Origin of the sequence: Chitinophaga sp. CC14 (assembly GCF_048957795.1) — a bacterium.
Classification (GTDB): domain Bacteria; phylum Bacteroidota; class Bacteroidia; order Chitinophagales; family Chitinophagaceae; genus Chitinophaga; species Chitinophaga ginsengisegetis.
In genome coordinates this window covers 21,408-46,362 of sequence record NZ_JARBFY010000002.1, presented here as the reverse complement: position 1 = coordinate 46,362, position 24,955 = coordinate 21,408, and the positions used below count along the sequence as shown (strand labels likewise).

19 protein-coding genes are annotated in these 24,955 nt (G+C 47.5%); 8 read left to right on the top strand and 11 right to left on the bottom strand.

Annotated features, from left to right (window positions below; genetic code table 11):
• Positions 1 to 41: 41 nt before the first annotated feature.
• The 9 genes from argH to PV783_RS09445 form a co-directional block, all read right to left on the bottom strand.
• A complete protein-coding gene (gene argH, locus PV783_RS09485) occupies positions 42 to 1,376 on the bottom strand; it encodes an argininosuccinate lyase (protein WP_079468987.1) in 1,335 nt (444 codons plus the stop codon).
• 65 nt (positions 1,377 to 1,441) lie between these two features.
• A complete protein-coding gene (locus PV783_RS09480) occupies positions 1,442 to 2,506 on the bottom strand; it encodes a M20 family metallo-hydrolase (protein WP_420987834.1) in 1,065 nt (354 codons plus the stop codon).
• A 3-nt stretch (positions 2,507 to 2,509) separates the two neighbouring features.
• The gene (gene argB, locus PV783_RS09475; protein WP_336387203.1) at positions 2,510 to 3,298 is read right to left on the bottom strand and encodes an acetylglutamate kinase; all 789 of its coding nucleotides are present in this window, start codon (positions 3,296 to 3,298) and stop codon (positions 2,510 to 2,512) included.
• Positions 3,299 to 3,300: 2 nt separating this feature from the next.
• A complete protein-coding gene (locus PV783_RS09470) occupies positions 3,301 to 4,251 on the bottom strand; it encodes an N-acetylornithine carbamoyltransferase (RefSeq protein ID WP_420987833.1) in 951 nt (316 codons plus the stop codon).
• 72 nt (positions 4,252 to 4,323) lie between these two features.
• A complete protein-coding gene (locus PV783_RS09465) occupies positions 4,324 to 5,451 on the bottom strand; it encodes an aspartate aminotransferase family protein (RefSeq protein ID WP_336387205.1) in 1,128 nt (375 codons plus the stop codon).
• 31 nt (positions 5,452 to 5,482) lie between these two features.
• A complete protein-coding gene (argC, locus tag PV783_RS09460) occupies positions 5,483 to 6,466 on the bottom strand; it encodes an N-acetyl-gamma-glutamyl-phosphate reductase (RefSeq protein ID WP_420987832.1) in 984 nt (327 codons plus the stop codon).
• Between the two features lie 11 nt (positions 6,467 to 6,477).
• The gene (gene argG / locus PV783_RS09455; protein WP_227024651.1) at positions 6,478 to 7,668 is read right to left on the bottom strand and encodes an argininosuccinate synthase; all 1,191 of its coding nucleotides are present in this window, start codon (positions 7,666 to 7,668) and stop codon (positions 6,478 to 6,480) included.
• 50 nt (positions 7,669 to 7,718) lie between these two features.
• Positions 7,719 to 8,498: a GNAT family N-acetyltransferase gene (locus tag PV783_RS09450; RefSeq protein WP_079468995.1), complete on the bottom strand. Its 780-nt coding sequence runs from the start codon at positions 8,496 to 8,498 to the stop codon at positions 7,719 to 7,721.
• Between the two features lie 574 nt (positions 8,499 to 9,072).
• Positions 9,073 to 11,133, bottom strand: coding sequence for an alpha-L-fucosidase (locus PV783_RS09445; RefSeq protein ID WP_420987831.1), 2,061 nt, complete (start codon positions 11,131 to 11,133; stop codon positions 9,073 to 9,075).
• A gap of 536 nt (positions 11,134 to 11,669) precedes the next feature.
• On the opposite strand from PV783_RS09445, the gene PV783_RS09440 reads away from it, so the two are divergent.
• On the top strand, positions 11,670 to 13,064 hold the full coding sequence (locus PV783_RS09440; RefSeq protein WP_079468997.1) for a Gfo/Idh/MocA family protein: 1,395 nt from the start codon (positions 11,670 to 11,672) through the stop codon (positions 13,062 to 13,064).
• Positions 13,065 to 13,291: 227 nt separating this feature from the next.
• Here PV783_RS09440 and galK read toward each other — a convergent pair whose 3' ends face one another.
• Both galK and PV783_RS09430 read right to left on the bottom strand, forming a co-directional pair.
• The gene (gene galK, locus PV783_RS09435; protein ID WP_420987830.1) at positions 13,292 to 14,437 is read right to left on the bottom strand and encodes a galactokinase; all 1,146 of its coding nucleotides are present in this window, start codon (positions 14,435 to 14,437) and stop codon (positions 13,292 to 13,294) included.
• A 109-nt stretch (positions 14,438 to 14,546) separates the two neighbouring features.
• On the bottom strand, positions 14,547 to 15,869 hold the full coding sequence (locus PV783_RS09430; RefSeq protein ID WP_079468999.1) for a sugar MFS transporter: 1,323 nt from the start codon (positions 15,867 to 15,869) through the stop codon (positions 14,547 to 14,549).
• Positions 15,870 to 16,066: 197 nt separating this feature from the next.
• Between PV783_RS09430 and PV783_RS09425 the strand changes: the two genes are divergently transcribed.
• From PV783_RS09425 to PV783_RS09395, 7 genes are all read left to right on the top strand, one after another.
• Positions 16,067 to 17,983, top strand: a complete 1,917-nt coding sequence (locus tag PV783_RS09425) for an MFS transporter (protein WP_200817217.1) — start codon at positions 16,067 to 16,069, stop codon at positions 17,981 to 17,983.
• Positions 17,955 to 18,920, top strand: coding sequence for an ROK family protein (locus PV783_RS09420; RefSeq protein WP_079469000.1), 966 nt, complete (start codon positions 17,955 to 17,957; stop codon positions 18,918 to 18,920). The genes PV783_RS09425 and PV783_RS09420 overlap by 29 nt, the downstream gene beginning before the upstream one ends.
• Before the next feature lie 36 nt (positions 18,921 to 18,956).
• A complete protein-coding gene (locus PV783_RS09415; RefSeq protein WP_079469001.1) occupies positions 18,957 to 20,012 on the top strand; it encodes a N(4)-(beta-N-acetylglucosaminyl)-L-asparaginase in 1,056 nt (351 codons plus the stop codon).
• A gap of 65 nt (positions 20,013 to 20,077) precedes the next feature.
• On the top strand, positions 20,078 to 20,833 hold the full coding sequence (locus PV783_RS09410; protein WP_079469002.1) for a copper homeostasis protein CutC: 756 nt from the start codon (positions 20,078 to 20,080) through the stop codon (positions 20,831 to 20,833).
• A gap of 85 nt (positions 20,834 to 20,918) precedes the next feature.
• Positions 20,919 to 21,803 carry an alkaline phosphatase gene (locus tag PV783_RS09405; RefSeq protein WP_420987829.1) on the top strand — a complete coding sequence of 295 codons (885 nt, stop codon included), beginning with the start codon at positions 20,919 to 20,921 and terminating at the stop codon, positions 21,801 to 21,803.
• Positions 21,804 to 21,810: 7 nt separating this feature from the next.
• Complete coding sequence (locus PV783_RS09400; protein ID WP_079469004.1) at positions 21,811 to 22,578, top strand: endonuclease/exonuclease/phosphatase family protein; 768 nt, start codon at positions 21,811 to 21,813, stop codon at positions 22,576 to 22,578.
• Positions 22,579 to 22,598: 20 nt separating this feature from the next.
• Positions 22,599 to 24,893: a beta-N-acetylhexosaminidase gene (locus tag PV783_RS09395; protein WP_420987828.1), complete on the top strand. Its 2,295-nt coding sequence runs from the start codon at positions 22,599 to 22,601 to the stop codon at positions 24,891 to 24,893.
• Positions 24,894 to 24,955 lie beyond the last annotated feature (62 nt).

Genomic DNA, 24,955 nt, shown 5'->3' with positions numbered 1-24,955 from the left:
AAGCGAGGTAATCACCTCGCTTTTTTTATGCCTGTATCTTATCAACTATTTAGTAATTTCTCTATCGCTTTATCCACCGATTCAAAAGGGAAGCCTTTTATCACCGCATCCATTTGCGCGGCAATCTGTTGTGTACCTAAATTGCCGATGCTGCCTGCATGGGTATGCTTCACGGCTTTATCAGGAGAGAAGGTACCATTTTCAATGTCCATGCCTACTTTCTTATAGGCTTCACGGAACGGCGTACCCTGCAACACCAGGTTGTTTACCACTTCCACACTGAACAGGTATTGGTACTTATCATCATCCAGTATGTTTTCCTTTATGCGTACATTTTCCAGCATCAGGCGGCTCATGCGGATACAGTCTTTCAGCGTTTGGAAAGCAGGGAATAAATTTTCTTTCAGCAGCTGCAAATCGCGGTGGTAGCCGGAAGGCAGGTTGGTGGTCATCATGGCAATTTCATTGGGCAATGCCTGGAGTTTGTTGCCATGAGAGCGGATCAGTTCCCATACATCCGGGTTCTTTTTATGCGGCATAATGCTGGAGCCGGTGGTGAGTTCATCCGGGAAGCTGATAAAGCCGAAGTTCTGGTTCATGAACAAACATGCATCCATTGCCATTTTAGCAATGGTAGCTGCGATGCCAGCCAGTGCAAAAGCCACTATTTTCTCCGTTTTACCGCGTCCCATCTGTGCGTATACTACGTTGTAGTTGAGCGCATCAAAACCCAGCAAAGCGGTGGTAAGCTCACGGTCAAGGGGGAACGAAGATCCGTAACCGGCTGCGGAGCCGAGCGGGTTTTTGTTCACTACTTTATAAGCGCCCTGTAACATGGTGAGGTCGTCTACCAGGCTTTCGGCGTAGGCGCCAAACCATAATCCGAAGGAAGAAGGCATGGCAATTTGCAGGTGGGTGTAACCCGGTATCAGGTGTGCTTTGTATGCTTCACTTTTTTGCTGTAGCAGGTGGAACAACGCAAGCACTTCCTCGGTCATGGTTTGCAGTTCATGACGCAGGAACAGCTTCAGATCTACTAAAACCTGGTCGTTGCGGGAACGCCCGCTGTGGATCTTCTTGCCTACTTCGCCCAAACGGCGGGTCAGCAACAGTTCTACCTGTGAGTGGATATCTTCCACTCCTTCTTCCAGTTTAAAATCACCGGATTGAATTTCCTGGTAGATGTTTTTGAGTTCCTGTTTTAATATCGTGAGTTCTTCTGCTTCCAGCAATCCTATACTTTGCAGCATGGTGATATGTGCCATAGAACCCAGCACATCAAACGGCGCCAGGAAGGCGTCCATTTCACGGTCTTTTCCTACGGTGAATGTTTCCACCGCTGCTAAGGAGGCTTTATCTTTTTGCCACAATTTCATAATACTATAGTTTTTCCACGCGGTGTTAAAGCGTGAAATTAAAAATCATATTTACCAAAGATACACTACTGGATCATTTCCAGTAACTGGATATAGCTCTGGATACCGTCTTTGATTTCATGCAGGTGAATATATTCATCTGCGGTATGTGAGCGGGCAGAATCGCCGGGACCCATTTTCACAGAGGTAGCCGGGATCAGCGCCTGGTCGGACGTGGTAGGCGATCCGTAACAGGTTTTACCCACGCTTATGCCTGCCTGTACAAACGGATGTTCCATTGGAATAAAGGAAGGCCGCATTCTCATGGACCGTGGCTTTACTTCGCAGGATACATTGGCCCGGATCATTTCCAGCAGTTCTTCCAGTGTATATTGATCGGTAGCCCGTACATCCACTACAAAGGTGCAGTCGGCCGGTACTACGTTATGCGCTTTATTGGAGGTATTGATCACGGTGACGCTCATCTTCACGGGGCCCAGTGTTTCCGATACTTTCGGGAAACGGAAATCTTTGAACCAGTTCAAATCAGGCAATGCTTTATACAACGCATTTTCTCCTTCTTCCCTGGCGGCGTGGCCTGCCTTGCCGTAGCTGGTGCAATCCAGTACCATCAGTCCTTTTTCGGCGATGGCCAGTTGTGTTAAAGTGGGTTCTCCCACAATAGCAAACTCAATAGCGGGCAGTTTCGGCAGGATACTTTCTATCCCGTTGGCGCCACTGATCTCCTCTTCTGCAGTGGCTGTGAGGATGATATTGTAGCCCAGGTCACTGCGATGATAAAAATGCAGGAACGTCGCAATCAGGCTAACCAGGCAACCGCCGGCATCATTGCTACCGAGGCCGTAGAGCTTTCCGTCTTCCACATCCGGACTAAAAGGATCGCGGGTATATTGTGGATTGGGTTTTACGGTATCATGATGGGAGTTCAGGAGTATATTACGTTTGGAGGGATCGTAATGTTTATTGAGGGCCCAGATATTATTGAGATGCCGCTCATGCGGAATATCCATTGCCGTCAGGAACTCACTGATCAGTTGCGCGGTGCCGTCTTCTTCGCGGCTTAATGAAGGGGTGGCGATCATCTGTTTGAGCAGGGCCACCGCCACATCATATAGTTTTTCGTTCCACATAGGTTAGCATATTAGAGTGCCTGCCACTTTCGGGGTTGTATTGCTCAGAACATCGTCTGCATGCCCTATCAGCACTTCTTTTACACCATTGTCAATTGCCCCGAAAGCATTTTGCAGTTTAGGCAATATCCCGTCTGTCAGTATTTTTTCTTCCAGCAGTTGCTGGTAAATTTCTTTGTTGATGAGATTAATAACGGATTCATCATCTGCAGGATCACGCAACACCCCTTTCTTTTCAAAGCAGTAAATCAGCCGTACACTGTAGTGCTGTGATAAAGCAATAGCCAGCGAAGAGGCAATGGTATCTGCATTGGTATTCAGGATCTGGCCATTACCATCATGCGTAAGCGGGGCAAACACCGGCGTAATCCCGGTATCCAGCAATGCTTTCAGCGGACCTGTATGCAGGATCTCCGTACGTATATCTCCTACAAAACCGTAGTCGATTTCCTTTACCGGTCTTTTTACCGCAGGAATGATGTTGGCGTCGGCACCGGTTAAACCGATGGCATTACAGCCATTGGCCTGTAATTTGGCTACCAGCTGTTTGTTTACCAAACCACCGTATACCATTGTTACCACGTCGATAGTGTCTGCATCGGTGATCCGTCTGCCGTCTACGTATTTCGATTCAATACCCAGCTTATCACCGATACGGGTAGCGATTTTACCGCCGCCGTGTATCAGGATCTTTTTACCGGGAATTGCTGCAAACTTCTCCAGGAAGGTTTGCAGCAATGCCGGGTTATCGATTACGTTTCCGCCTACTTTGATAATAAATAAGTCGATCATAATTATCCTTTCAGTATTTCACTCAACACTGCCTGGGCTGCCCATACCCGGTTACCGGCTTCCCGGATAACGATGGATTGCGGACCGTCCAGTACTTCATCTGCAATCACTACATTCCTTCTTACCGGCAGGCAGTGCATTACTTTGGCCGCATTGGTGAGTTTGAGTTTTTCGTTGGTAAACATCCAGGAAGGATCTGTACAGGTAATTTTGCCATAGTCTCTATAAGAAGACCAGTTTTTCACATATACAAAATCCGCGTCCTGCAAGGCTTTATCCTGATCGTATTCAATTTGTGCATTACCGGAAAATTTCTCGTCCAGTTCGTAGCCTTCCGGATGGGTGATCACAAAATCTGCTTCGCCCCATGCGTTCATCCATTGTGCAAAAGAGTTGGGAACAGCCTGTGGCAGCGCTTTTACGTGAGGCGCCCAGGTCATTACCACTTTAGGTTTACGGGTTTGCTGCCAGTTTTCCTTGATGGTAATTACGTCTGTTAAACTCTGTAAAGGGTGCAGGGTAGCGCTTTCGAGGCTTACTACCGGCACACCGGCATACTTAATGAACTGGTTAATATATTTCTCTGTATAATCTTCTTCTTTATTTTTCAACCCCGGAAAAGTACGGATGGCCAGTATATCAAAGTACTGTCCCATTACTGCCGCCGCTTCTTTCACGTGTTCGGTGGTGTTTCCATTCATCACCACGCCATCATTCATTTCCAGCGCCCATCCTTCCTTATCGATGTTAAACACGATCGGTTCCATACCCAGGTTCTTTGCAGCGATCTGTGTACTTAAACGTGTTCGCAAACTGGGATTCAGGAATATCATTCCCACTGTTTTGTTCTTACCTAATTCCTTATCCCTGAAAGGATCTTTCTTGTAGTTCAGCGCAATGTCCACTAACCGCGGGACACTGGGAACATCTGCTGTAGAAATAAATTGTTTCATTTCGCTTATAGGCTTTAAACAGGCAGTGGAAAGATGTTAAAGGCACACTGCCTGCCGTACATGGTTGTTTACTTATTTATTTAATGCTTTTCCGAATGCTTCCAGGAACTGATCTGCGTGGGCCTGTGTAAGCGCCAGGGAAGGAAGCAAACGGATCACGTTTGGTTTTGCTTCACCGGTGAAGATCTTATGGGTATGCAGCAGTTCTTTTCTCACGTGTGATAATTCTTCCGGGAGATCTATACCGATCATCAAACCACGGCCTCTTACTTCTTTCACCTTATCAAATGTGCGCAGCTGTTCCATGAGATAGTTACCTACCGTAGCTGCGTTGTCCATCAGTTTTTCCGCCTGTATGGTTTCCAGTACTGCCAGGGCTGCTGCGCAGGCCAGGTGATTACCACCAAAGGTAGTGCCCAGCATACCATACACCGCATGGAATTTTGGTGCAATGATGATGGCGCCGATCGGGAAACCATTTCCCATTCCTTTCGCCATGCTGTAGATATCCGCGTTTACACCCGCAAAATCGTGCGAGTAGAATTTACCGCTGCGGCCATATCCACACTGTACGGAGTCTGCAATGAACACGGCGTTGTGCGCATCACACAGGCTCCTGATCTTCCGCAGGAAAGATTCGCTGGCTACGTTGATACCACCTACACCCTGGATACCTTCAATGATCACGGAGGATACTTCATACTGCTGGAAAGCCTGTTCCAGTGCGGCTTCATCTTCCCAGGGTAAAAATACCACGTTGTCTGTTTCATTTACCGGCGCTACAATTTTCGGATTGTCGGTAGCCGCTACTGCCAGGGAGGTTCTGCCGTGAAATGCTTTCTTAAAAGCAATGACTTTCTTTTTACCGTTGTAAAAAGAGGCCAGCTTCAGTGCATTTTCATTGGCTTCCGCACCGGAGTTGCACAGGAACAGCTGATAGTCTTCCTTACCGGAAACTTTGCCCAGCAAGGCGGCCAGCTCTTCCTGTAAAGGCATCTTTACAGAATTGGAATAAAAGCCTACTTTATGCAACTGGTCTGTAAGGCGCTTTACATAATGTGGATGCGTGTGACCAATAGAGATCACTGCATGCCCGCCATACAGGTCCAGGTATTGTGTGCCCTTGTTGTCCCAAACGTGGGAGTCCTGGGCTTTTTCTATAATGATATCGTTAACGGGATATACGTCGAACAGTTTCATGTTGGCAATAAATTGAAAATGATAAAAACACTTAGAACACGATGGACTTCAGTTTCAGTCCTGCCGTTTCATCCAGTCCGCACATCAGGTTCATGTTTTGCACTGCCTGACCGGAAGCGCCTTTCAGCAGGTTGTCTTCAATGGAATGGATCACCAGTTTGTTACCGGTTTTTTCCAGTTGAATCAAACACTTGTTGGTGTTCACTACCTGCTTCAGATCGATCTGTTTATCGCTTACATGTGTAAACGGATGACCGGCGTAGAAGTCTTTATACAGCTTCACAGCCTCTTCCAGCGATAAGTCGGTTTGCAGGTACGAGGTTACCCAGATTCCTCTTGGATAATCGCCGCGTACGGGAACAAAATTCACCTCACCATTGAAGCCTGGCTGCAACAGCTGCAGGCTTCGTCGTATTTCTTTCAGGTGCTGATGATTCAGCACTTTATAGGTGGAAATATTATTGGCCCTCCAGGTAAAATGCGAGGTAGCCTGTAAGCTTTGTCCCGCCCCGGTAGAACCGGTGATACCGGTGGTATGTACTTCCGTGAGCAGCCCCGCCTTTGCCAGTGGTAACAGGCCCAGCTGGATACCGGTAGCAAAGCAGCCGGGGTTGGCAATGTTCTGCGCAGTTTTTATCAGGTCGCGTTGCATTTCGGGTAAACCGTATACAAAAGCGCGGTCCTTTACGGTTTCGCCTAAACGAAAATCCTGGCTCAGGTCAATCACTTTTACATGGGCAGCCACCTCATTTGCTTCGAGGAACTTTTTAGATTCGCCGTGGCCCAGGCAAAGAAACATCACATCAACATCGTTGCTCAGCTCGCCGGTGAACAGTTGTTCTGTTTCTCCTAACAGATCTGCGTGTACTGCGTACAAAGGATTGCCAGCATTACTACGGCTATGTACAAACGAAATAGTAACATCCGGGTGATTCAGTAAAAGCCGGATCATTTCACCGCCTGTATACCCTGCCCCGCCTACAATTCCTGCTCTTATCTTTTTATCATTTGCCATTGCCTGCTGATTTAGATAGAATTTTTAACCTGGTGCCAGATCATTGTCTGGTTACCAAAAATTTTGCTGAACCCTCTTACGTCATCTCCGCTCCAGCCGGTGTTCATTTCACCGTATTTACCAAACTTGCTGCTCATCAGGTCGTAAGGAGAGTTGATACCGGTAACCTGGAAACGGTAAGGCATAAGGGTAACAAATACTTCGCCGGAAACATTTTCCTGGGTGTTTTGCAGGAAGGCTTCGATGTCGCGCATAACCGGGTCCATGATCTGACCTTCATGCATGTAGTTACCATAAAACTGGGCCAGTTGATCTTTCCAGCTCAACTGCCATTTTGTTAACACATGTTTTTCCAGTGCGTGATGCGCTTTGATGATTACCATCGGCGCAGCGGCTTCAAATCCTACACGTCCTTTGATACCGATGATGGTATCGCCTACGTGGATATCGCGGCCAATGGCAAAAGGACCGGCGATGGTTTGTAAATATTGAATAGCTTCAGATGGATGACCAAAAGTTTTGTCGTTCACACCAGTAAGCTCACCTTTTTCAAAAGTCAATTTCACCTGCTCTTCGCCCTGCTTTGTGAGTTGGGTAGGCCATGCCGCTTCAGGCAGCATACCGTTGGAGGTGAGTGTTTCTTTTCCGCCAACAGAAGTTCCCCACATACCTTTGTTGATAGAGTACATGGCTTTTTCAAAGTTCACTTCTACTCCTTTGGATCTGAGGTAGGAGATCTCTTCTTCGCGGCTCAGTTTCAGATCACGGATCGGGGTAATGATTTCCACGCCGGGGATCATAATATGGAACACCATATCAAAACGTACCTGGTCGTTACCGGCGCCGGTGCTGCCGTGCGCTACTGCGTCGGCTCCTACTTCCTTCACATATTCCGCGATGGCCAGTGCCTGGCTCATGCGCTCTGCGCTTACGCTCAGCGGGTAGGTATTATTTTTCAGTACATTACCGAAGATGAGGTATTTGATCACACCATCATAATAAGAACGTATTGCATTAACAGTTTTATGACTTTTAACGCCCAGGCTGTAAGCGCGCTTTTCTATTTCCTGCAGCTCTTCTTCAGAAAAACCGCCAGTGTTTACAATCACTGAATGCACTTCATATCCTTTTTCTTCGGTCAGATATTTAACGCAATAGGAAGTATCAAGTCCTCCGCTAAATCCCAGTACTACTTTTTTCATTATGACATCTTTTTTTATAAATCCAGATAACAATATTGATGATCCTGTAGTCAGAACAGGAAAAATTTCTTTTTAGATCCGGTGGCGCCACCTTCTTTTTTGCTTTTCAGCAAAACAAATCTTTTAAAACGTAACCATCGCTCGTAGAGCTTTATGTTTCCTTTAAATCTGCGGCGGCGTCTGGCGTGGTGCATATGGCCGCTTGCGCTCACGGATAATTGTGGCTGCGGTTGTGGTTCAGGAACCGGCGCTTTGTCGGCCATTGCTTTTTCTTCTGCTTCCTTCAGTTTTTCCAGCGGGTTGTACAGCATGGCCGTGCACAAGCAGTTCTTCCTTTCTTTAGCAGTGAGGATGTCGAAGTTCACGCAGCTTCTGCAGCCTTTCCAGAACTCTTCATCATCGGTGAGTTCAGAATAGGTTACCGGCTCGTATCCGAGTTCGGAGTTGATTTTCATTACTGCGAGACCGGTGGTTAAACCGAAGATCTTGGCATCCGGGTATTTCTCTCTCGACAGTTCGAATATTCTCTTTTTGATCGATTTAGCCACACCGTGGCCTCTGAAGGCGGGATTAACGATCAGACCCGAATTCGCCACAAATTTCTCATGACCCCAGGCTTCAATATAGCAGAAGCCTACCCATTCGCCCTTATCGGTAACAGCAATTACCGCCTTGCCTTCGTTCATTTTCAGCTCTACATAGTCAGGGGAACGCTTCGCAATGCCGGTTCCTCTTGCTTTTGCAGATGATTCCATCTCGTCTGTGATGGTATTTGAATAGTGAATATCGTCAGGAGTGGCTACCCTAACGATGATATGTTGATTTTCCAACTTTTTAAATTGAAATCGTGAATCAATAAACTAACTTGAAATTCCATTGCTGGAAAGGTTCACCGGAGGATTGGGGAATCACGGTGCGATAGCGGCCATATTCAGACAAGCGCTATCAAATTCTAGGTCGTCGGGAAAGAAATCTAAAGACATTGAACCCAACAGAATATACCCCCTCGGTTAAAGCGGGATGATATGCAGAAATGTTGGTATGAGTTGCGGTTTTTTCCAACTTCAGTTCAGCGTTAAATTGTTATAAATATTGTCTTTAGTTTAGATTATCGGCAAAGTTATAACAATATCCTTTTAAATAGTCGAATTTTTTTTGAGTTGAGAAGAATTTTAACAAACGCGGATGTTGTCTTTCCCGGGATTACACTGATTGAGTTGATTTGGTTAATTATATATTGTGATTTTTATACTGATAATTAGCCAATTATGCTGATTTTAAACAAAATTGGGGAGATAAAAATGGAACATCCATTTCTATCTCCCCAAATCATTTAAAATCCCAAAAGCAAAATCCAAGTAATCAGTATAATCAGCCGAATCCCGGGAAAGACAAACTTCGCTCTCAGCGGGTAATCACGCCTAACTCGGCAATGGCCGCCTGCGGCTGCTTTTCATCTGCCGGCGAAGTAGCCACAAAGCGGATGTAGCGGGCGCTGGTCTTTTTGAAAGCCACCGTTTGCTGCACCGGGTTGTTTTTGATATTGGCAAACTGACCGCTGGCTACCGGGCTGCTCCAGTTTTTACCGTCGGTGCTGGTGTAAAACTCATAGCCGTAAATGATGCCTTCGCCAACCGGAGGAGTGTACGTAAATCCTTTCAGGGAAAGGGTTTCGCCCAGATCCACCTGCAACTCATGCGGATATCCTTTATTGCCTGCCACATAAACAGTGGCGTTGCTGCCATCTATGGCTTTAGCAGGGTCATTGTCTTTGGCGGCAGCCTCCGGGGAAATTATTTTCCATTTGGCAGCAGCGATATCAAAGGTGGTGGTAACTGTTTCGCTGGCAGTTTTGCCGTTATCCAGGAACGCTTTGGCGCGTACCACGCCGCCCCGGGGCAAGTTGATAACAGTAGTTTCTGCAGAGATATACTTCAGCGACTTCACGGTAGGTTCGCTGCCATCCAGGGTGTAGTGAATATCAGGATCGCCGGATTCGCTGTGGATCCATACTTTCCCGTCGGCAGTACGGCCAATCTGCGGCAAAGTAAGTAACCCCGGCGCTTTATACAGCTGCACTTCACTGATCACCGGCGCCGCCTTTGCATCCAGGATATTGATGCGCACCTGTGTGGTGGTGTAATCCTTCAAACGCAAAATACGCTTGTGACCAATGGTGGTTTCGCTGGCAATCTGCTTCCAGGCGCCCTGTTCCAGCACTTCTACGTTGAAGGCTTTCACACGCTGACCCAGCGCAATGTATTCCTGCAGCACCAGCCTGTTAAAGGTAACCGGCTGCTTATAGGTAAGCGTGATGGTAGTAGTGGTGGCATCGTCGGTAGTGGCCCAGTAAGTGGTGTTGGTGCCATCATTCAGGTTAGACACCTTTACAGCTTTATTGTTGCTGCGGGTGTTGGTGGCAGTTACTACTGCACGTTTTGCCAGGTTGTTTTTGAAAGACGCATCCAGCACACGGCGCAGCTCCATCAGGCGGGTAGAGTCGTTCGGATGGATAAGACCATCCCGGTCTACCGGCACATTGAGGATCAGGTTACCGTTGCGGCCCACGGAGCCGTAATAGATATCGAGCAGCGAGGACACAGATTTTACCTTATCGTTTGTTTCGGGGCTGTAAAACCATCCTGGCCGGATAGATACGTCGCATTCTGCGGGGATCCATTGTTCGCCATCCTCATTACCTTCATTGAGTGACTTGGTAGCCGGACCATTTGCGCCCGGTGCGAAACCTTTTACATTCAGTGTACTCCAATTGGTAGTGCCGGCAATACCGTTCTCATTACCCACCCAGCGGCAGCCCGGTCCCACATCACTAAAGATCACGGCATTGGGCTGATTTTTATAGACTACGCTGTGGAACAGGTTCCAGTCGTACGGCTGCTTGATATTACCGCCATTGGCGCCATCGAACCACTGTTCAAATACGGGGCCGTAGCTGGAAAGCACTTCATTAAGCGTATTGGCAAACACCTGGTTATAACCAGGCTTCCCGTATTCAGGATGGTTGCGGTCCCACGGAGAGAGGTACACGCCAAACTTCAGACCGTACTCTTTGCAGGCGGCCGACAGTTCGGCCAGCACATCGCCTTTACCATCTTTCCAGGCGCTTTCACGCACAGTATGGGTACTGTATTTGCTGGGCCAGAGGCAGAAGCCATCATGGTGTTTGGCGGTGATCACAATTCCTTTCATACCGGCCGCTTTGGCGGTACGCGCCCACTGACGGGCATCCAGATGGGTAGGATTGAATACTTTCGGATCTTCATCGCCATGTCCCCATTCTTTGTTGGTGAAGGTGTTGGGTCCAAAATGAATGAACATGTAATATTCCATGTCATTCCAGGATACCTGCGCTTTGGAAGGCAGGGCGCCGTAAGGTTTGATCTCCTGGGCCATTGCCATATTGAAGCCGAGCAGCCCCGCGAGGAGTAACGTGTTTTTCTTCATTGCCTGAAATAAAAGTTACGGATTACGATGTGAGCGAAGATATAGCAGATAATCAGAACCCTTCAATCTCAAATTCCCTATTATTAATTCAATTTTAGCTTAAACCGGCCCCAAAGGTTTAGTTAACCGTAGGGAAATACCATCATAAGAAAAGCCCTGAACAATAAACTATCCTGGGATCTGCCCAGGTATAATTATACTCTATCTATAAAAAAGACGGTGATGATTCATAGATAACCCGTATCATTATAGGTACGGGTTATCTACGGCTTATATACGGCTCATATACGGCTTATCTACGGGTTATCCCTAAATGGCGCCTGCAAAAACCCACCCCTTGATATGCTTTTGACATGCCTTTGAGGTGGACTTGATACGCTTTCCCTCATCTGTAGAGGGCAGGATAAGTAGTGATAACCCGCCGTTTATCACAAAAATGTAAGATTATTCTATGGTGGGTTGGTTTAGATAAATCAATTTTTATAAATTTAGTCCCTCCTAAGACGTATAATGTATACGCTGATAAACTTTGAACAATGAATAAAAATCCACTGCATCGCAGAAGTTTTCTGAAAAACACGGTAGCAGCTGGCGTAGGACTTTCTATGCTCGGCTCTTCTGCCAAATTATTTGCCAACGAAAAGAAACCAAAAGTTAGAATCGGTCTGATAGGTGTTGGCGCCCGCGGACTCGGTCACCTGAATTTCTGTCTCCATCGTGAAGACGCGGAAGTTGTTGCTTTCGCGGATCCTGATACCACTTACACCCTCCCAAAGGTACGGGCCATGATCGAAAAGGTATACGGCGGCAAAAGAAAAGTAGCTGAATACACGAACGGTCCGGAAGATTTCCGCAACATGCTGAAACGTGACGACATTGATGCGGTGATCATTGCCACTCCGTGGGAATGGCATTCTATCATGGCGGTAGCCTGTATGAAAGCAGGCAAAACACCGGCGGTGGAAGTTTGTGGTGCATCAGATATCCAGGAATGCTGGGAACTGGTAAATACCAGTGAAGAAACCGGTATCCCTGTATTTGGTATGGAAAACGTATGTTACCGCAGGGATGTGATGGCCGTACTGAACATGGTACGCCAGGGTTTATTTGGTGAGCTGATCCACCTGCAGGGTGGTTACCAGCACGATCTGCGTGGCGTTAAGTTTAACAACGGCAAGCAGTATTATGGCGGTGGTGTGGAATTCGGAGAAAAAGCACTGTCTGAAGCCAAGTGGAGAACTGCCCACTCTGTATACCGCAACGGTGATCTGTATCCTTCGCATGGCCTGGGTCCGGTCAACAACTACATCAATATTAACCGTGGTAACCGCTTGTTGTCGCTGACATCCGTGGCTACCAAATCCCGTGGTTTACATAAATACATTGTGGATAACGGCGGTGAAAACCATCCAAACGCGAAAGTAGAATTCAAACTGGGCGATATCGTGTCTACCCTGATCAAAACCAACAATGGTGAAACGATTATGCTGTCGCACGATACCAACTCTCCGCGGCCTTACTCACTGAACTTCCGTGTTCAGGGGACCAATGGTTTGTGGATGGATGACCAGGAATCTATTTACGTAGAAAAGAAAAGTAAACACGACGAGTGGGAAAAGACCGGCGACTTTAAAGATCCCAACAGCTACTTTGGCAAATACGACCACCCATTGTGGAAAAAGTATGCCAACGATGCTGCAGGTGCGGGTCATGGCGGTATGGACTGGTTTGTACTCAACTCTTTCCTGGAGTGTATCAAACGTGGTGCGCCCTATCCGCTGGATGTTTACGACATGGCTACCTGGTATGCTATCACTCCGCTGAGTGAGCAATCCGTAGCAGAAAGCGGCAGCGTGCAGTTCATTCCGGACTTCACCCGTGGCCGCTGGATGAACAGAAAGCCAATCTTCGCACTGGACGATCAGTACTAGGAGGATCGCCTTCGGCGATTTTAAATTGTCCTGGAACAGGATCAGGCTGATTATACTGATTTCATTGATTTGATTTTCTGGGATTTTATAAAAAGAAAAGGGAGATATAAGCGGATATATTCGCTTTTATCTCCCTTAATCTTTAAAAATCAAACATGATCAAATCAATGAAATCAGTATAATCAGCCTGATCCTGTTCCAGGACAATTTAAAATCGCCGAAGGCGCTTAGTCGATAATGGAAACCCCTTCTTCAATAATGGTTACATATACTTCCGGTTCCTTACCATATTGATCCAGGTAGCGCGATTTAATGAAGGATACATATTCCTCTACTTTATCCGCTTTTACGAGGTTGATGGTACAACCGCCAAAACCACCACCCATTACGCGGGCGCCGGCTACTTCTTTTCTCTCCCTGGCCAGTGATACGAGGAAGTCCAGTTCCGGGCAGCTTACTTCATAGAGTTTGCTCAGCCCTTCGTGGGTGGCATACATCAGTTCACCGAACTGTTGCAGATCGCCTTTTTTCAGCAGTGCGGTAGCATCCTGTACCCGTTGTATTTCAGCGATCACGTAATTACAGCGGTCGTATACTTTGGAAGAAAGCTGTGCGCGAACTTCGTTGAGCATGTGCATATCTGCGTCCCGCAGGGATTTCACGGCGGGATGATTTGCCTGGATGGCCTTAACGCCTTCCTCGCACTGCTGCCTGCGTACATTGTATTCAGAAGAAGCGAGGGAGTGATGTACCATAGAATTGCACAGTACTATTTTGTAATCGGGGAAGTTGAAAGGGAAATATTCAAATTCCAGGCTGCGGCAGTCGAGGCGCATTACCTGGTCTTTTTTACCATGCAGGTTTGCAAACTGGTCCATGATGCCGCATTTTACACCCGGGAAGGTATGTTCTGCTTTCTGACCGATGAGGGCCATTTGCATGCGATCCAGTCCGTATGCGAAGATATGATCCAGTGCGGCAACAAGACCTCCTTCCACAGCGGCGGAAGAAGACATGCCTGCGCCTACGGGGATATCGCCGGCCAGTACACAGTCGAAGCCCTGTACGGGCAGCCCGCGTTCCTGCAGTTGATACACTACTCCCATGAGATAGTTGATCCATCCGGGAGTTGGTTTTACCTCTTCCAGGCTGAACGACACCGTTTCATTAGTAAAAACGGCATGTACATTACATTGCTGTGTATTGTTGAGCGCGATGGCATATACAATTTTCTTATCGATAGCTGCGGGTAAAACAAAACCATCATTATAATCTGTATGTTCACCGATCAGGTTGATGCGTCCGGGGGAAACGACCATCAGTGGCTCTTTTTCAAATAAGTGGATAAACTGCTCCCTGGTTTCTTGTATCATTAAAAGATTATTAAACGTAAAATTTACACCTAAAAATATAAAAATGATTGAGAATAAAAAAAGGTTGTTCTGAAAATCAGAACAACCTTTCAAAAAATATCAGGAGTAGTTAATTCTTGCCTACTTTATCGCCTACCAGGGCATAAAACAGGATGTACAGGTAGCAGGGCACCATGCAGTACAGGAATGCGTGTCTGAAATCGATGCTGCTGCTGTAGAGGAAGCTGAACATGCTGTGCTGATCAAACATACCGCTGTAGATCTGCGGGATCACGCCACCACCGGCGATACCCATTACCAGTAAAGCGGAGCCTATTTTGGTGAAGCGGCCCAGTCCGTCGATAGCCATTGGGAAAATAGCGGGCCACATGAGCGCATTGGCCAGTCCGAGTAAAGCGATAAACGTTACCGCGGAGAAGCCGGTAGCGAAATAGGCGGCTACGGTGAACAGTACGCCCAGTATAGCGGAGATCTGTAATCCTTTTTTACCGGAGAGGTATTTCGGGATGGTAGCAATACCTATTACATAACCTGCCAGCATGGCTATCAGGGTAAAGGTGGTGAAGTACTTGGTATCGTCCACACTCATGCCGAGGGCTTTTCCGTACTGACCGATTACGTCGCCGGCCATTACTTCCACGCCTACATAAACAAAGATGCAGAGCACGCCCAATACCAGCTGAGGGAACTGGAATACGCTCGTTTTACCGGTGGTAGCTGCAGCGGTGGCTGCATCTTCCGTATTAGTATCAATTTCCGGTAAAGAAGAACGTTTCAGGAGAAACGCCAGTATAGTTAATATGATGGCGATAGCTACGTAGGGTCCGATTACGCGGGAGGCCAGGCTATCGAGTAAAGCATTTTTCTGTACCGCGTCTACCGCAGCAGCAATATCTTTTTCCAGCTTGTCGGCTCCTTTCAGTACAATAGAGCTGAGGATCAACGGTGCCAGGGCGCCTGCACTTTTATTACAGATACCGAGGATACTGATACGCTTGGCCGCACTTTCCTTTGGCCCGATGATACTGGCGTAAGGGTTGGAAGCGGTTTGCAGCAATGATAATCCGGCGCCCTGGATGAACAGGCCGGTGAGGAACATAGCGAAGCTGCGTGCGTTGGCGGCAGGTATAAACACCAGGGAGCCAATGGCTATGATGAGGAGTCCTAAGGCCATCCCGTTCTTAAAACCTGTTTTGTTCAGGATAAAGGAAGAAGGAATGGAGAGGAAGAAATAGGCCATATAAAAGGCCATAGTTACCAGCAGCGCCTGGGATACGTTCAGTTCACATACGATCTGGAAAAACTGGATCAGTGTTCCATTGAGCCAGGTAACAAACCCGAATACGAAAAACAATATGCCGATAATGGCCATTGATTGCGCATACCCGGCCTGTTTGGGAGGGACATTCATTGTTACTGTTTGGTTGGACATAAGCTGTCAGAATTATTTTTTTTGATAAGCACGAACATAATTAAACTTCTCCTATATTTCTTGTATATTTCGCAATTATTTTTGCTAAAACGTTTTACCCAATCACTAAATTGCAAGAATATTTTGACTTTTTAAAAAATTTTAAAAAAATAATTATACATTTAACCGGCAAAATTTCACCGTAACTTAACACGTTTATGATTCAGCAATCAAAACAAAACGCACAAAGCACCCATCCTTCGTTCTTTGTGCTTATTCTGGTTTTCTTTTTCTGGGGATTTCTGGCTGCATCCAACAGTATCTTTATCCCGTTTTGCAAATCTCACTTTAACCTTACCCAGCTGGAGTCTCAGCTTATCGACTTCTCTTTTTACAGTGCCTATTTTATAGGTTCGCTGATCCTGTACCTGGCTTCCACCGCAAGAAAAGTGGACATCCTCAACAAGATCGGGTACAAGAAGGGTATTATTTACGGGTTGCTGATTTCCGTGCTTGGCTCGGTAATTATGATTCCATGTGTGAATAAGGAGAAGATTGTTCCTATCAAAGAAACGATTGCTGACATCAGCGGTTTCCAGGTAGAGCAACAGTTGCAGACTTCCGACAGGCAGGTGAAGATCCGCCGTGAGAAAAATCCGGATACCTATTCCCTCCTGATCAGCAGTAATGAATCCGCTGAAAAGTACACCACAAATCCGCAGTTAATTTCCGCAGTTTCCGGAGGCTTTACAAAAGATGAGGAGCATAAACAGTATGCTGCCACCTTTACGAAAGCTAACCTGGAAAAAATAGTAACTGTACTGGATACTGACTATAAACAAACCGTTACGTTTGGATATTTTGCCCTTATCCTCATGGCCTTATTTATAGTGGCCTTAGGATTTTCACTGCAGCAAACCGCTGCCAATCCATTTGCAATTTTACTGGGAGATCCTGCCAAAGGTACTCACCGCCTGAACCTGGCGGGAGGTGTTAACTCCTTTGGTACTACCATCGGACCTATTATCGTGAGCATGTTGCTGTTTGGTAATATTAAAGGTGGCGAAGTAAGTACGGATATCAGCAAAATCAATACTTTATATTTCCTTCTCATCGGACTGTTCCTCGTTGCTGCTGCTATTTTTGCTTTTGTGAAGATGCCGGAAAGTCAGGATACAGAAGGTTTTGAATCTTCTCCCAAAGCTACCAGGTCGTTACTGGCTATCACATTTATGTTTGTGTTGATCCTCATGGGGCTGATACTGAAATTTGAGTTGCCGATGTTCATTGCAGGTATTGTGGGTATTATCGGTATCCTCTTTTATACCAAAATGGCATCTGCCAGCAACAGTGAAGGCTGGGGCGCGATGAAATATCCGCAGCTGATCCTGGGTATGCTGGCTATCTTTATTTATGTGGGCGTGGAAGTATCCATTGCCAGTAACCTCGGCGCATTGCTGAAGCATCCTGGTTTCCTGACCGTAAAAGGTTTGGCAGAATCAGAACTGGATCCGTATGTATCCCTGTTCTGGGGAAGTATGATGATTGGCCGCTGGACCGGCGCCATCAGCGTATTCAACGTATCTAAAACCACCCGTAATATTCTCTGTGTAGTTGTTCCTTTTGTAGCTTATGGTGTTATTCTCGGCGCCAACAGCATCAAGGGCAATGATATCAGTGTTTTATATCCATATGCTATCTGTATAGTGGTGCAGATCATTGGCTTCTTTGCCGGCCAGGACAAACCTGCCAAAACCCTTACCATCTTTGGTTTGCTGGGTGTTGGTTCTGTTCTGATCGGATTATTTACCACCGGTCAGCTGGCTACGTTTGCATTTATCAGCGGCGGATTATTCTGCTCTGTGATGTGGCCAAGCATTTTCGCATTATCAATCGCAGGTCTGGGCAAGTATACTGGTCAGGGCTCTGCGTTCCTGGTAATGATGATCCTCGGTGGCTCTCTCATTCCTCCTGTACAGGGCGGTCTGGCAGACATTGCAAGCATTGGTATCCACGCCTCTTATGTTATTCCGGCGCTGTGCTTTGCTTATCTCGCGTTCTTCGCATTTAGAGTTAAAACCATTTTAAAATCTCAAGGAATTGATTATGAGTCAGCAGTTAGCGGTGGGCATTGATATCGGGGGTACTAACACCAAATTCGGTATTGTAGATCGCAGGGGTAATATTATTGGTGATGGTCGGATGTTGACCAATCAGCATGAAGATGTAAATGGCTTCCTGGACGAATTACATGGACACCTGTCTATCCTCATTAACGAGGCAGGCGGCATTGAAAACATGAAAGGCATTGGTGTAGGCGCTCCCAACGGGAACTACTATACCGGTAATATAGAATATGCGCCAAACCTGCGCTGGAAAGGCGTAGTGCCACTGGCCAGTTTGCTGGAACAGAAATTCGGTTTACCAACCGTACTCACCAACGACGCCAACGCGGCAGCTTTGGGTGAGCTGATCTATGGCGCTGCCAGGGGAATGAAAGACTTTATCGTAATCACCCTGGGTACAGGTGTGGGAAGCGGTATTGTGGCCAACGGGCAACTGATTTATGGTCATGATGGTTTTGCCGGCGAGCTGGGTCACTGTATTGTGATCCCCGACGGGAGGCTGCATGCCGGTACCGGAGCGCATGGTTCGCTGGAAGCCTATGCTTCTGCCACCGGCGTTACCAATACTGCCATAGAATTCCTGGCTACCCGCCCGGATACGCACAGCATAATGCGGGAGCATACCAAAGAAGAGATCAATTCCAAGCTCATCTACGAAGCCGCCATGAAGGGTGATCCCCTGGCGATGGAAGTATATGAGTTCACCGGTAAGATACTCGGTGCAGCCCTCGCCAATTTTGTGATGTTCTCCAGTCCGGAAGCCATTGTGCTGTTCGGCGGTTTAACCAAAGCCGGAGACCTCATCATGAAACCGGTACGGGAGCATATGGAGAAGAACCTGCTTCCTATTTTCCAGAATAAAGTTAAATTGCTGTTCTCTGAACTGAAAGAAAGCGATGCAGCTATTCTGGGCGCCAGTGCGCTGGCATGGGAAATGAAAGACTAGCTTTCAGCGGAAGCAGAAAAGTATAAAATGCTTTATATGAGTAATAGAAGATCATTCCTGAAAACAGCGGCCCTCAGCGCCGCTGTTTTCTCTTTGGATGGAGTAACGGGAACGCCTGCACGTTCGCAGGGGAAACGCGGACCCGTAAAAGGAAAGCCGATTGTAGTATCTACGTGGGACTTTGGCCGTGCGGCCAATGCTGCCGCCTGGGAGGTGCTGAAAAAAGGCGGCCGCGCGCTCGACGCTGTGGAAGCCGGCGTAAAGATACCAGAAGCAGATCCCAACAACCACACCGTTGGTTTCTCCGGTTACCCCGACCGTGATGGCCGTGTTACGCTCGACGCCTGCATCATGGATGAACATGGCAACTGCGGCTCCGTAGGTGCGCTGGAACACGTGACCCATGCTATTTCAGTAGCCCGCCTGGTGATGGAAAAAACGCCGCATGTAATGCTGGTAGGCGATGGCGCGTTGCAGTTTGCACTGGCCAATGGCTTCCAGAAAGAAAACCTGCTGACACCGGAATCAGAAAAAGCATGGAAAGAGTGGCTCAAAACATCAGAATATAAGCCCATCATCAACATAGAAAACAAATCGTATACACCCTCCAACGGCGCCACCGCGTTTAATCCGCTGATGCTGCCGGGGAATGTATACAACCACGATACAATAGGCATGGTAGCAATGGACGCCGACGGCAACCTGTCGGGCGCCTGCACTACCAGCGGCATGGCCTTTAAGCTGCATGGCCGCCTGGGCGATTCTCCCATCATCGGTGCAGGATTATATGTAGACAATGAAGTGGGCGCTGCTACCAGCACCGGTGTTGGAGAAGAAGTGATCAAAATTGTAGGCAGCCACCTGGTGGTGGAACTGATGCGTCAGGGTTATCCACCGGAAAAGGCTTGTAAAGAAGCGGTAGACCGTATTGTGAAAAGAAGTCCTTCCAAAGCAAAAGAAATCCAGGTTGGTTTCCTGGCCCTCAATAAAAAAGGAGAACATGGCGCTTACTGCCTCCAGAAAGGCTTTAGCTATGCTGTGTGCACCAGTGATACCAGCAATATTTTAATTGACGGGAAACATCATTTTTAGCAGGCAGGGATCAGCCGTTATCGCTGATCCCTGTACTGGTACCTCATTTCAAAAGCTGTTTTTTTATGCCTTTCACCCTCGAAATATGCGCAGGATCAGTAGCATCCTGCATTGCTGCGGAAGAAGGTGGCGCAAACCGGATAGAACTCTGTGACAACCTGCTGGAAGGCGGCACTACGCCCAGCTATGGCACCATTGCGCTGGCCAGGGAAAAAGTAAAAATAGACCTCTACCCTATTATCCGCCCGCGTGGCGGCGATTTCCTTTACTCCGACCTGGAGTTTGAAGTGATGAAACGCGATATTGAGCAGAGCAAACTACTGGGCTGCAACGGTGTGGTAATTGGTATCCTCCTGCCTGATGGCCGGGTGGATAAACAAAGATGCAAAATACTCGTTGACCTGGCGTGGCCAATGGGCGTTACTTTTCACCGTGCCTTTGACATGACAGACAACCCGTTTGAAGCCCTGGAAGATATTATTTCCATTGGTTGCGAACGGATCCTTACTTCCGGCGCACACAATACCGCCCTGGAAGGCGCTTCCCTGCTGAAAGAGCTGGTGGAAAGAGCTAACGACCGCATCGCCATTATGGCCGGTTCCGGCGTTCGAGCCAACAATATTGCACAATTAATTACCGCTACCGGTATTACGGAATATCATACTTCCGCAAAAGGCTATGAAGAAAGCGGGATGACTTATCGCAATCCCAATGTGAGTATGGGCGGCATTCCCGGCGTTCCTGAATATGGCATCTCCGCCACACAGAAAAAAGAAGTAACATTAATCCGTGAAATAGGCGAGAAAACATTACTATCTTAGCCCACGATGTTTAGCTAAAGATTTATTGAAAACCCAGTATTAATTTTACGGGCTAACGCATGTTAGCTTAAAAGTGAACAACGAAATGAAAAAACTGATCATTGCAACAGGTTTGTTGCTTGGCGGATTCTTCGCGCAGGCACAGACCAAAGGGGTAAAGCACGTTATCCTGATAGGCATGGATGGCTTCGGCGCTTACTGTTTTCCGAAAGTGAACAACCCCAATATGAAACAAATGATGCAGGATGGTGCGTGGACTTTACAGGCCCGCAGTGTATTGCCTTCCTCCAGTGCGGTTAACTGGGCCTCTATGGTAATGGGCGCCGGTCCTGAAATACACGGTTATACAGAATGGGACAGCCGGAAACCTGAACTGCCTTCCCGCGAGCTGGATCAGTATGGCATGTTTCCTTCTATATACACCATTTTACGTGAGCAGAAACCAAAGGCAGAGATAGGCGTTATTTATAGCTGGGATGGTATCGGTTATTTGTTTCCCAAAGCAGCGGTAAACAAAGATCTTGGTACACACGACAACGACAGCCTGGCTACCGCGGCATCTGTAGCCTATATCAAAGAAAAGAAACCGGATTTCCTGTTCATCCATTTTGATGAACCCGATGGAACCGGGCATAATATTGGTCATAATATACAGCCTTACTTCGACCAGGTAGCAAAGAATGATGTGTTGCTGGGAAAAATTCTGCAGGCAGTGAAAGATGCAGGGATGTGGGATAATACGATTATCCTGCTGACAGCTGATCATGGCGGTATCAAGAAAGGACATGGCGGCAAAACGATGGAAGAAATGCAGATTCCCTGGATCATCCGTGGCCCTGGTGTGGCAAAAAACAAAGAGATTAAAAGCAGCGTAGTTACCTACGATACTGCTGCAACTCTTGCCTGGATCTTTGGGTTGAAAACACCGCAGGTGTGGACCGGAAGGCCAGTGACGGAAGCGTTCAAATGATATTGATATGAAAAAAATGCTGCTTTTTACGGTGGTATGTTTTGCAGGTAGTGTCCTTTTTGCGCAAACGCAAAAAGTAAAGGTGCTCACCTACAACATTCATCACGGGGAAAACATGAAACAGGTACTGGATCTTCAGGGAATCGCCAATGTAATACTGGCTACCAATCCCGACCTGGTGGCACTGCAGGAAGTAGACAGCGCCACCGGCCGCACCAGTCAAAGTGATCAGCTGAAAGAACTGGCCTCCATCACCGGCATGTACACGTATTTTGCCAAATCAATGGATTTTGACGGCGGCGGTTATGGCACCGGCATCCTTTCCCGTTTTCCCATCAGCAACAATACTACCCTGATGTTACCTTCTGCAAAAGGCAATGAACCCAGGGCTGCCGGTATTGTTACCGTTCGGCTCCCCGGAGACAGCTCCCTGCAGTTTGTAACCACTCACCTGGATGCTGGCAAAAAGGCTACCGACCGCATTGCACAGGCCAACGCACTGGCAGACTATTTCAAGGCAACGGCCACTCCTGTGATTATTGCGGGCGACTTCAACGCCCCGCCTGCTTCAAAGGAAATCAATGTGCTCAAACAGGTATTTGCAGATGCCACCAGCCAGATGGGACCAACCTTTCCTGCTGATTCACCAACAATAAAACTGGACTATATCATGCTTGCTCCCAAACACCGGTGGACAATCACCGGCGCCCGTATCATTGAAGAAACAGTGGCGTCCGATCATCGCCCGGTGTTGTGTGAACTTGAAATGAAATAAGAGAAAAAACAATCCATTATATGACAATGAAAAGAGTAATTCACCTGTGCTTACTGATGACAGCAGCAGGACTGTGGAGTTGTACCACTCAGCAGCCCGTTGCCCCCAAAGGCAGTGTGAGCATCATTCCTATGCCTGCCAGTGTCAGCGAAACAGCTGATTCTTTTTTACTGGACAAGCAAACGGTGATTGTTGCCAATAATGAAAGCGACAAAAAAACAGCCGCTTTATTTAATGCCTGGCTCAAAGAATTAACCGGGTATGAACTGGCGGTAAAAGAACAGGGAGATAAGAATGCCATCCTGTTACAAACCGGCAATGACACTACTAACGCAGAAGGATATACGCTTACTGCAGATCACAACCACATTACCATCAAAGGCAACAGCGGCGCCGGTACCTTTTATGGCGTACAGACGCTGATCCAGCTACTGCCGGTAGAAAAAGCGCGCGCCATGTTTATACCTGGTGTGAATATTACCGATGCGCCCCGTTTCGCTTACCGCGGGCTGCACCTGGATGTGGGCCGCCATTTTTTTTCTGTTGATTTTATAAAGAAGTACATCGACCTGATGGCGATGCACAAGATGAATACGTTTCACTGGCACCTGACAGAGGACCAGGGCTGGCGTATTGAAATCAAAAAATACCCGCGCCTGCAGGAAGTAGCTTCCAAAAGGAAAGAAACAATGGCCGGCCGTTATGCCGACAATAAATACGATGGCAAACCTTATGGCGGCTTTTATACACAGGAACAGGTGAAAGAAGTAGTGCAGTATGCTGCTGATCACTTCATCACGGTGATTCCTGAAATTGAAATGCCGGGGCATTCACTTGCGGCGCTTACCGCGTATCCCAACCTGGGCTGCACCGGTGGCCCGTATGAAGTAGGCACCCGCTGGGGCGTATACGATGATGTATACTGCGCCGGCAACGACAGCGTTTATCTTTTCTTACAGGACGTGCTGGATGAAGTGATGGCGTTGTTCCCGAGCAAGTATATCCACATCGGCGGAGACGAATCTCCCAAAGTACGCTGGGAAAAATGTCCTAAATGCCAGGCGCGTATGAAGCAGGAAGGTTTGAAAGATGAACATGCGTTGCAGAGCTATTTCATTCAGCGGATGGAGAAATACCTGAACAGCAAAGGACGGCAGATCATTGGCTGGGACGAGATCCTGGAAGGCGGCCTGGCCCCCAATGCTACCGTAATGAGCTGGAGAGGCATTGAAGGCGGTATTGCAGCTGCCAAACAAAAACATGATGTAATAATGACGCCGGGCGAATTCTGCTACTTTGACCACTACCAGTCCAAAGGCTCGAATGAACCACTGGCGATAGGCGGATTCCTGCCGGTGAGCCAGGTGTATTCCTACGAGCCCATTCCGGCGGAACTGAGCAGCGATGAAGCTAAATACATCAAAGGTGCGCAGGCCAACGTATGGACAGAATACATCAACAATACCAATTACCTGGAATACATGGTATACCCGCGTGCAGCCGCATTATCAGAAGTACTGTGGTCGCCAAAGGATAAACGTAACTACGACAGCTTTGTAGACCGTTTGAAAATACATGTAAAAAGGCTGGACCTGAAGAAGGTAAATTATGCCAAACATGTTTTTGAAGTTACCGGCAAAGTAACCGATAATGGCAAAGGCGGCGTGGCTGTAGTACTGAATTCAAAACTGGATGGCGGTAAAATATTTTTCACTACCGATAGTACTGCTCCTACCCCTCAGGCGACTCCTTATACAGCGCCTGTACAAATTACCCGCAGCGGAACGCTCCGTGCGCAGGTATTCCTGGATGGCAAACCTTTTGGCAACGAGTACGATCAAACGTTCCTGTTTCACAAAGGACTGGCTAAAAAGGTAAGCATGGCTTCTGCAGCGGATGCAGCTCACCGCCCTGCCAGCGACTTTACCCTGGTAAATGGCGTGGAAGGCAATGCTGCTTACAACGATAACGAATGGTTTGGCTTTAAAGGAACGGATATGGAAGCAGTAGTGGAGCTGGACAGTGTGCAGGATATTCACCTGGTAGGCATTAATACGATCAATGTGAAGGGCGACTGGATCTACCCACCGAAGCTGGTAGTGTTCTCCGTATCTGACGATGGTAAAAGCTATAAGGAAGTGTACAAACAGAACACTTTTGCACAGCAGGGCATCAATAAGGTAAGAGGCCATTTGCAGGCTGTTCGCGGCCGTTTTGTAAAAGTGCAGATGCAGAACTTTGGTAAGATCCCTGCCGGTGCAGCAGGAGCAGGCAACGGCGCATGGTTGTTTGCTGATGAGTTTATCATAAACTAAAAAATCGAAAACCGTCCCGGCAAATGCGGAACGGTTTTCATTTTATGACTCCTACACCAAAA

Excerpts from the sequence above, each read along its gene's own strand:
- argH (WP_079468987.1), bottom strand. The coding sequence starts at position 1,376 with ATGAAATTGTGGCAAAAAGATAAAGCCTCCTTAGCAGCGGTGGAAACA.
- PV783_RS09480 (WP_420987834.1), bottom strand. The coding sequence starts at position 2,506 with ATGTGGAACGAAAAACTATATGATGTGGCGGTGGCCCTGCTCAAACAG.
- argB (WP_336387203.1), bottom strand. The coding sequence starts at position 3,298 with ATGATCGACTTATTTATTATCAAAGTAGGCGGAAACGTAATCGATAAC.
- PV783_RS09470 (WP_420987833.1), bottom strand. The coding sequence starts at position 4,251 with ATGAAACAATTTATTTCTACAGCAGATGTTCCCAGTGTCCCGCGGTTA.
- PV783_RS09465 (WP_336387205.1), bottom strand. The coding sequence starts at position 5,451 with ATGAAACTGTTCGACGTATATCCCGTTAACGATATCATTATAGAAAAA.
- argC (WP_420987832.1), bottom strand. The coding sequence starts at position 6,466 with ATGGCAAATGATAAAAAGATAAGAGCAGGAATTGTAGGCGGGGCAGGG.
- argG (WP_227024651.1), bottom strand. The coding sequence starts at position 7,668 with ATGAAAAAAGTAGTACTGGGATTTAGCGGAGGACTTGATACTTCCTAT.
- PV783_RS09445 (WP_420987831.1), bottom strand. The coding sequence starts at position 11,133 with ATGAAGAAAAACACGTTACTCCTCGCGGGGCTGCTCGGCTTCAATATG.
- PV783_RS09440 (WP_079468997.1), top strand. The coding sequence starts at position 11,670 with ATGAATAAAAATCCACTGCATCGCAGAAGTTTTCTGAAAAACACGGTA.
- galK (WP_420987830.1), bottom strand. The coding sequence starts at position 14,437 with ATGATACAAGAAACCAGGGAGCAGTTTATCCACTTATTTGAAAAAGAG.
- PV783_RS09430 (WP_079468999.1), bottom strand. The coding sequence starts at position 15,869 with ATGTCCAACCAAACAGTAACAATGAATGTCCCTCCCAAACAGGCCGGG.
- PV783_RS09425 (WP_200817217.1), top strand. The coding sequence starts at position 16,067 with ATGATTCAGCAATCAAAACAAAACGCACAAAGCACCCATCCTTCGTTC.
- PV783_RS09420 (WP_079469000.1), top strand. The coding sequence starts at position 17,955 with ATGAGTCAGCAGTTAGCGGTGGGCATTGATATCGGGGGTACTAACACC.
- PV783_RS09415 (WP_079469001.1), top strand. The coding sequence starts at position 18,957 with ATGAGTAATAGAAGATCATTCCTGAAAACAGCGGCCCTCAGCGCCGCT.
- PV783_RS09410 (WP_079469002.1), top strand. The coding sequence starts at position 20,078 with ATGCCTTTCACCCTCGAAATATGCGCAGGATCAGTAGCATCCTGCATT.
- PV783_RS09405 (WP_420987829.1), top strand. The coding sequence starts at position 20,919 with ATGAAAAAACTGATCATTGCAACAGGTTTGTTGCTTGGCGGATTCTTC.
- PV783_RS09400 (WP_079469004.1), top strand. The coding sequence starts at position 21,811 with ATGAAAAAAATGCTGCTTTTTACGGTGGTATGTTTTGCAGGTAGTGTC.
- PV783_RS09395 (WP_420987828.1), top strand. The coding sequence starts at position 22,599 with ATGACAATGAAAAGAGTAATTCACCTGTGCTTACTGATGACAGCAGCA.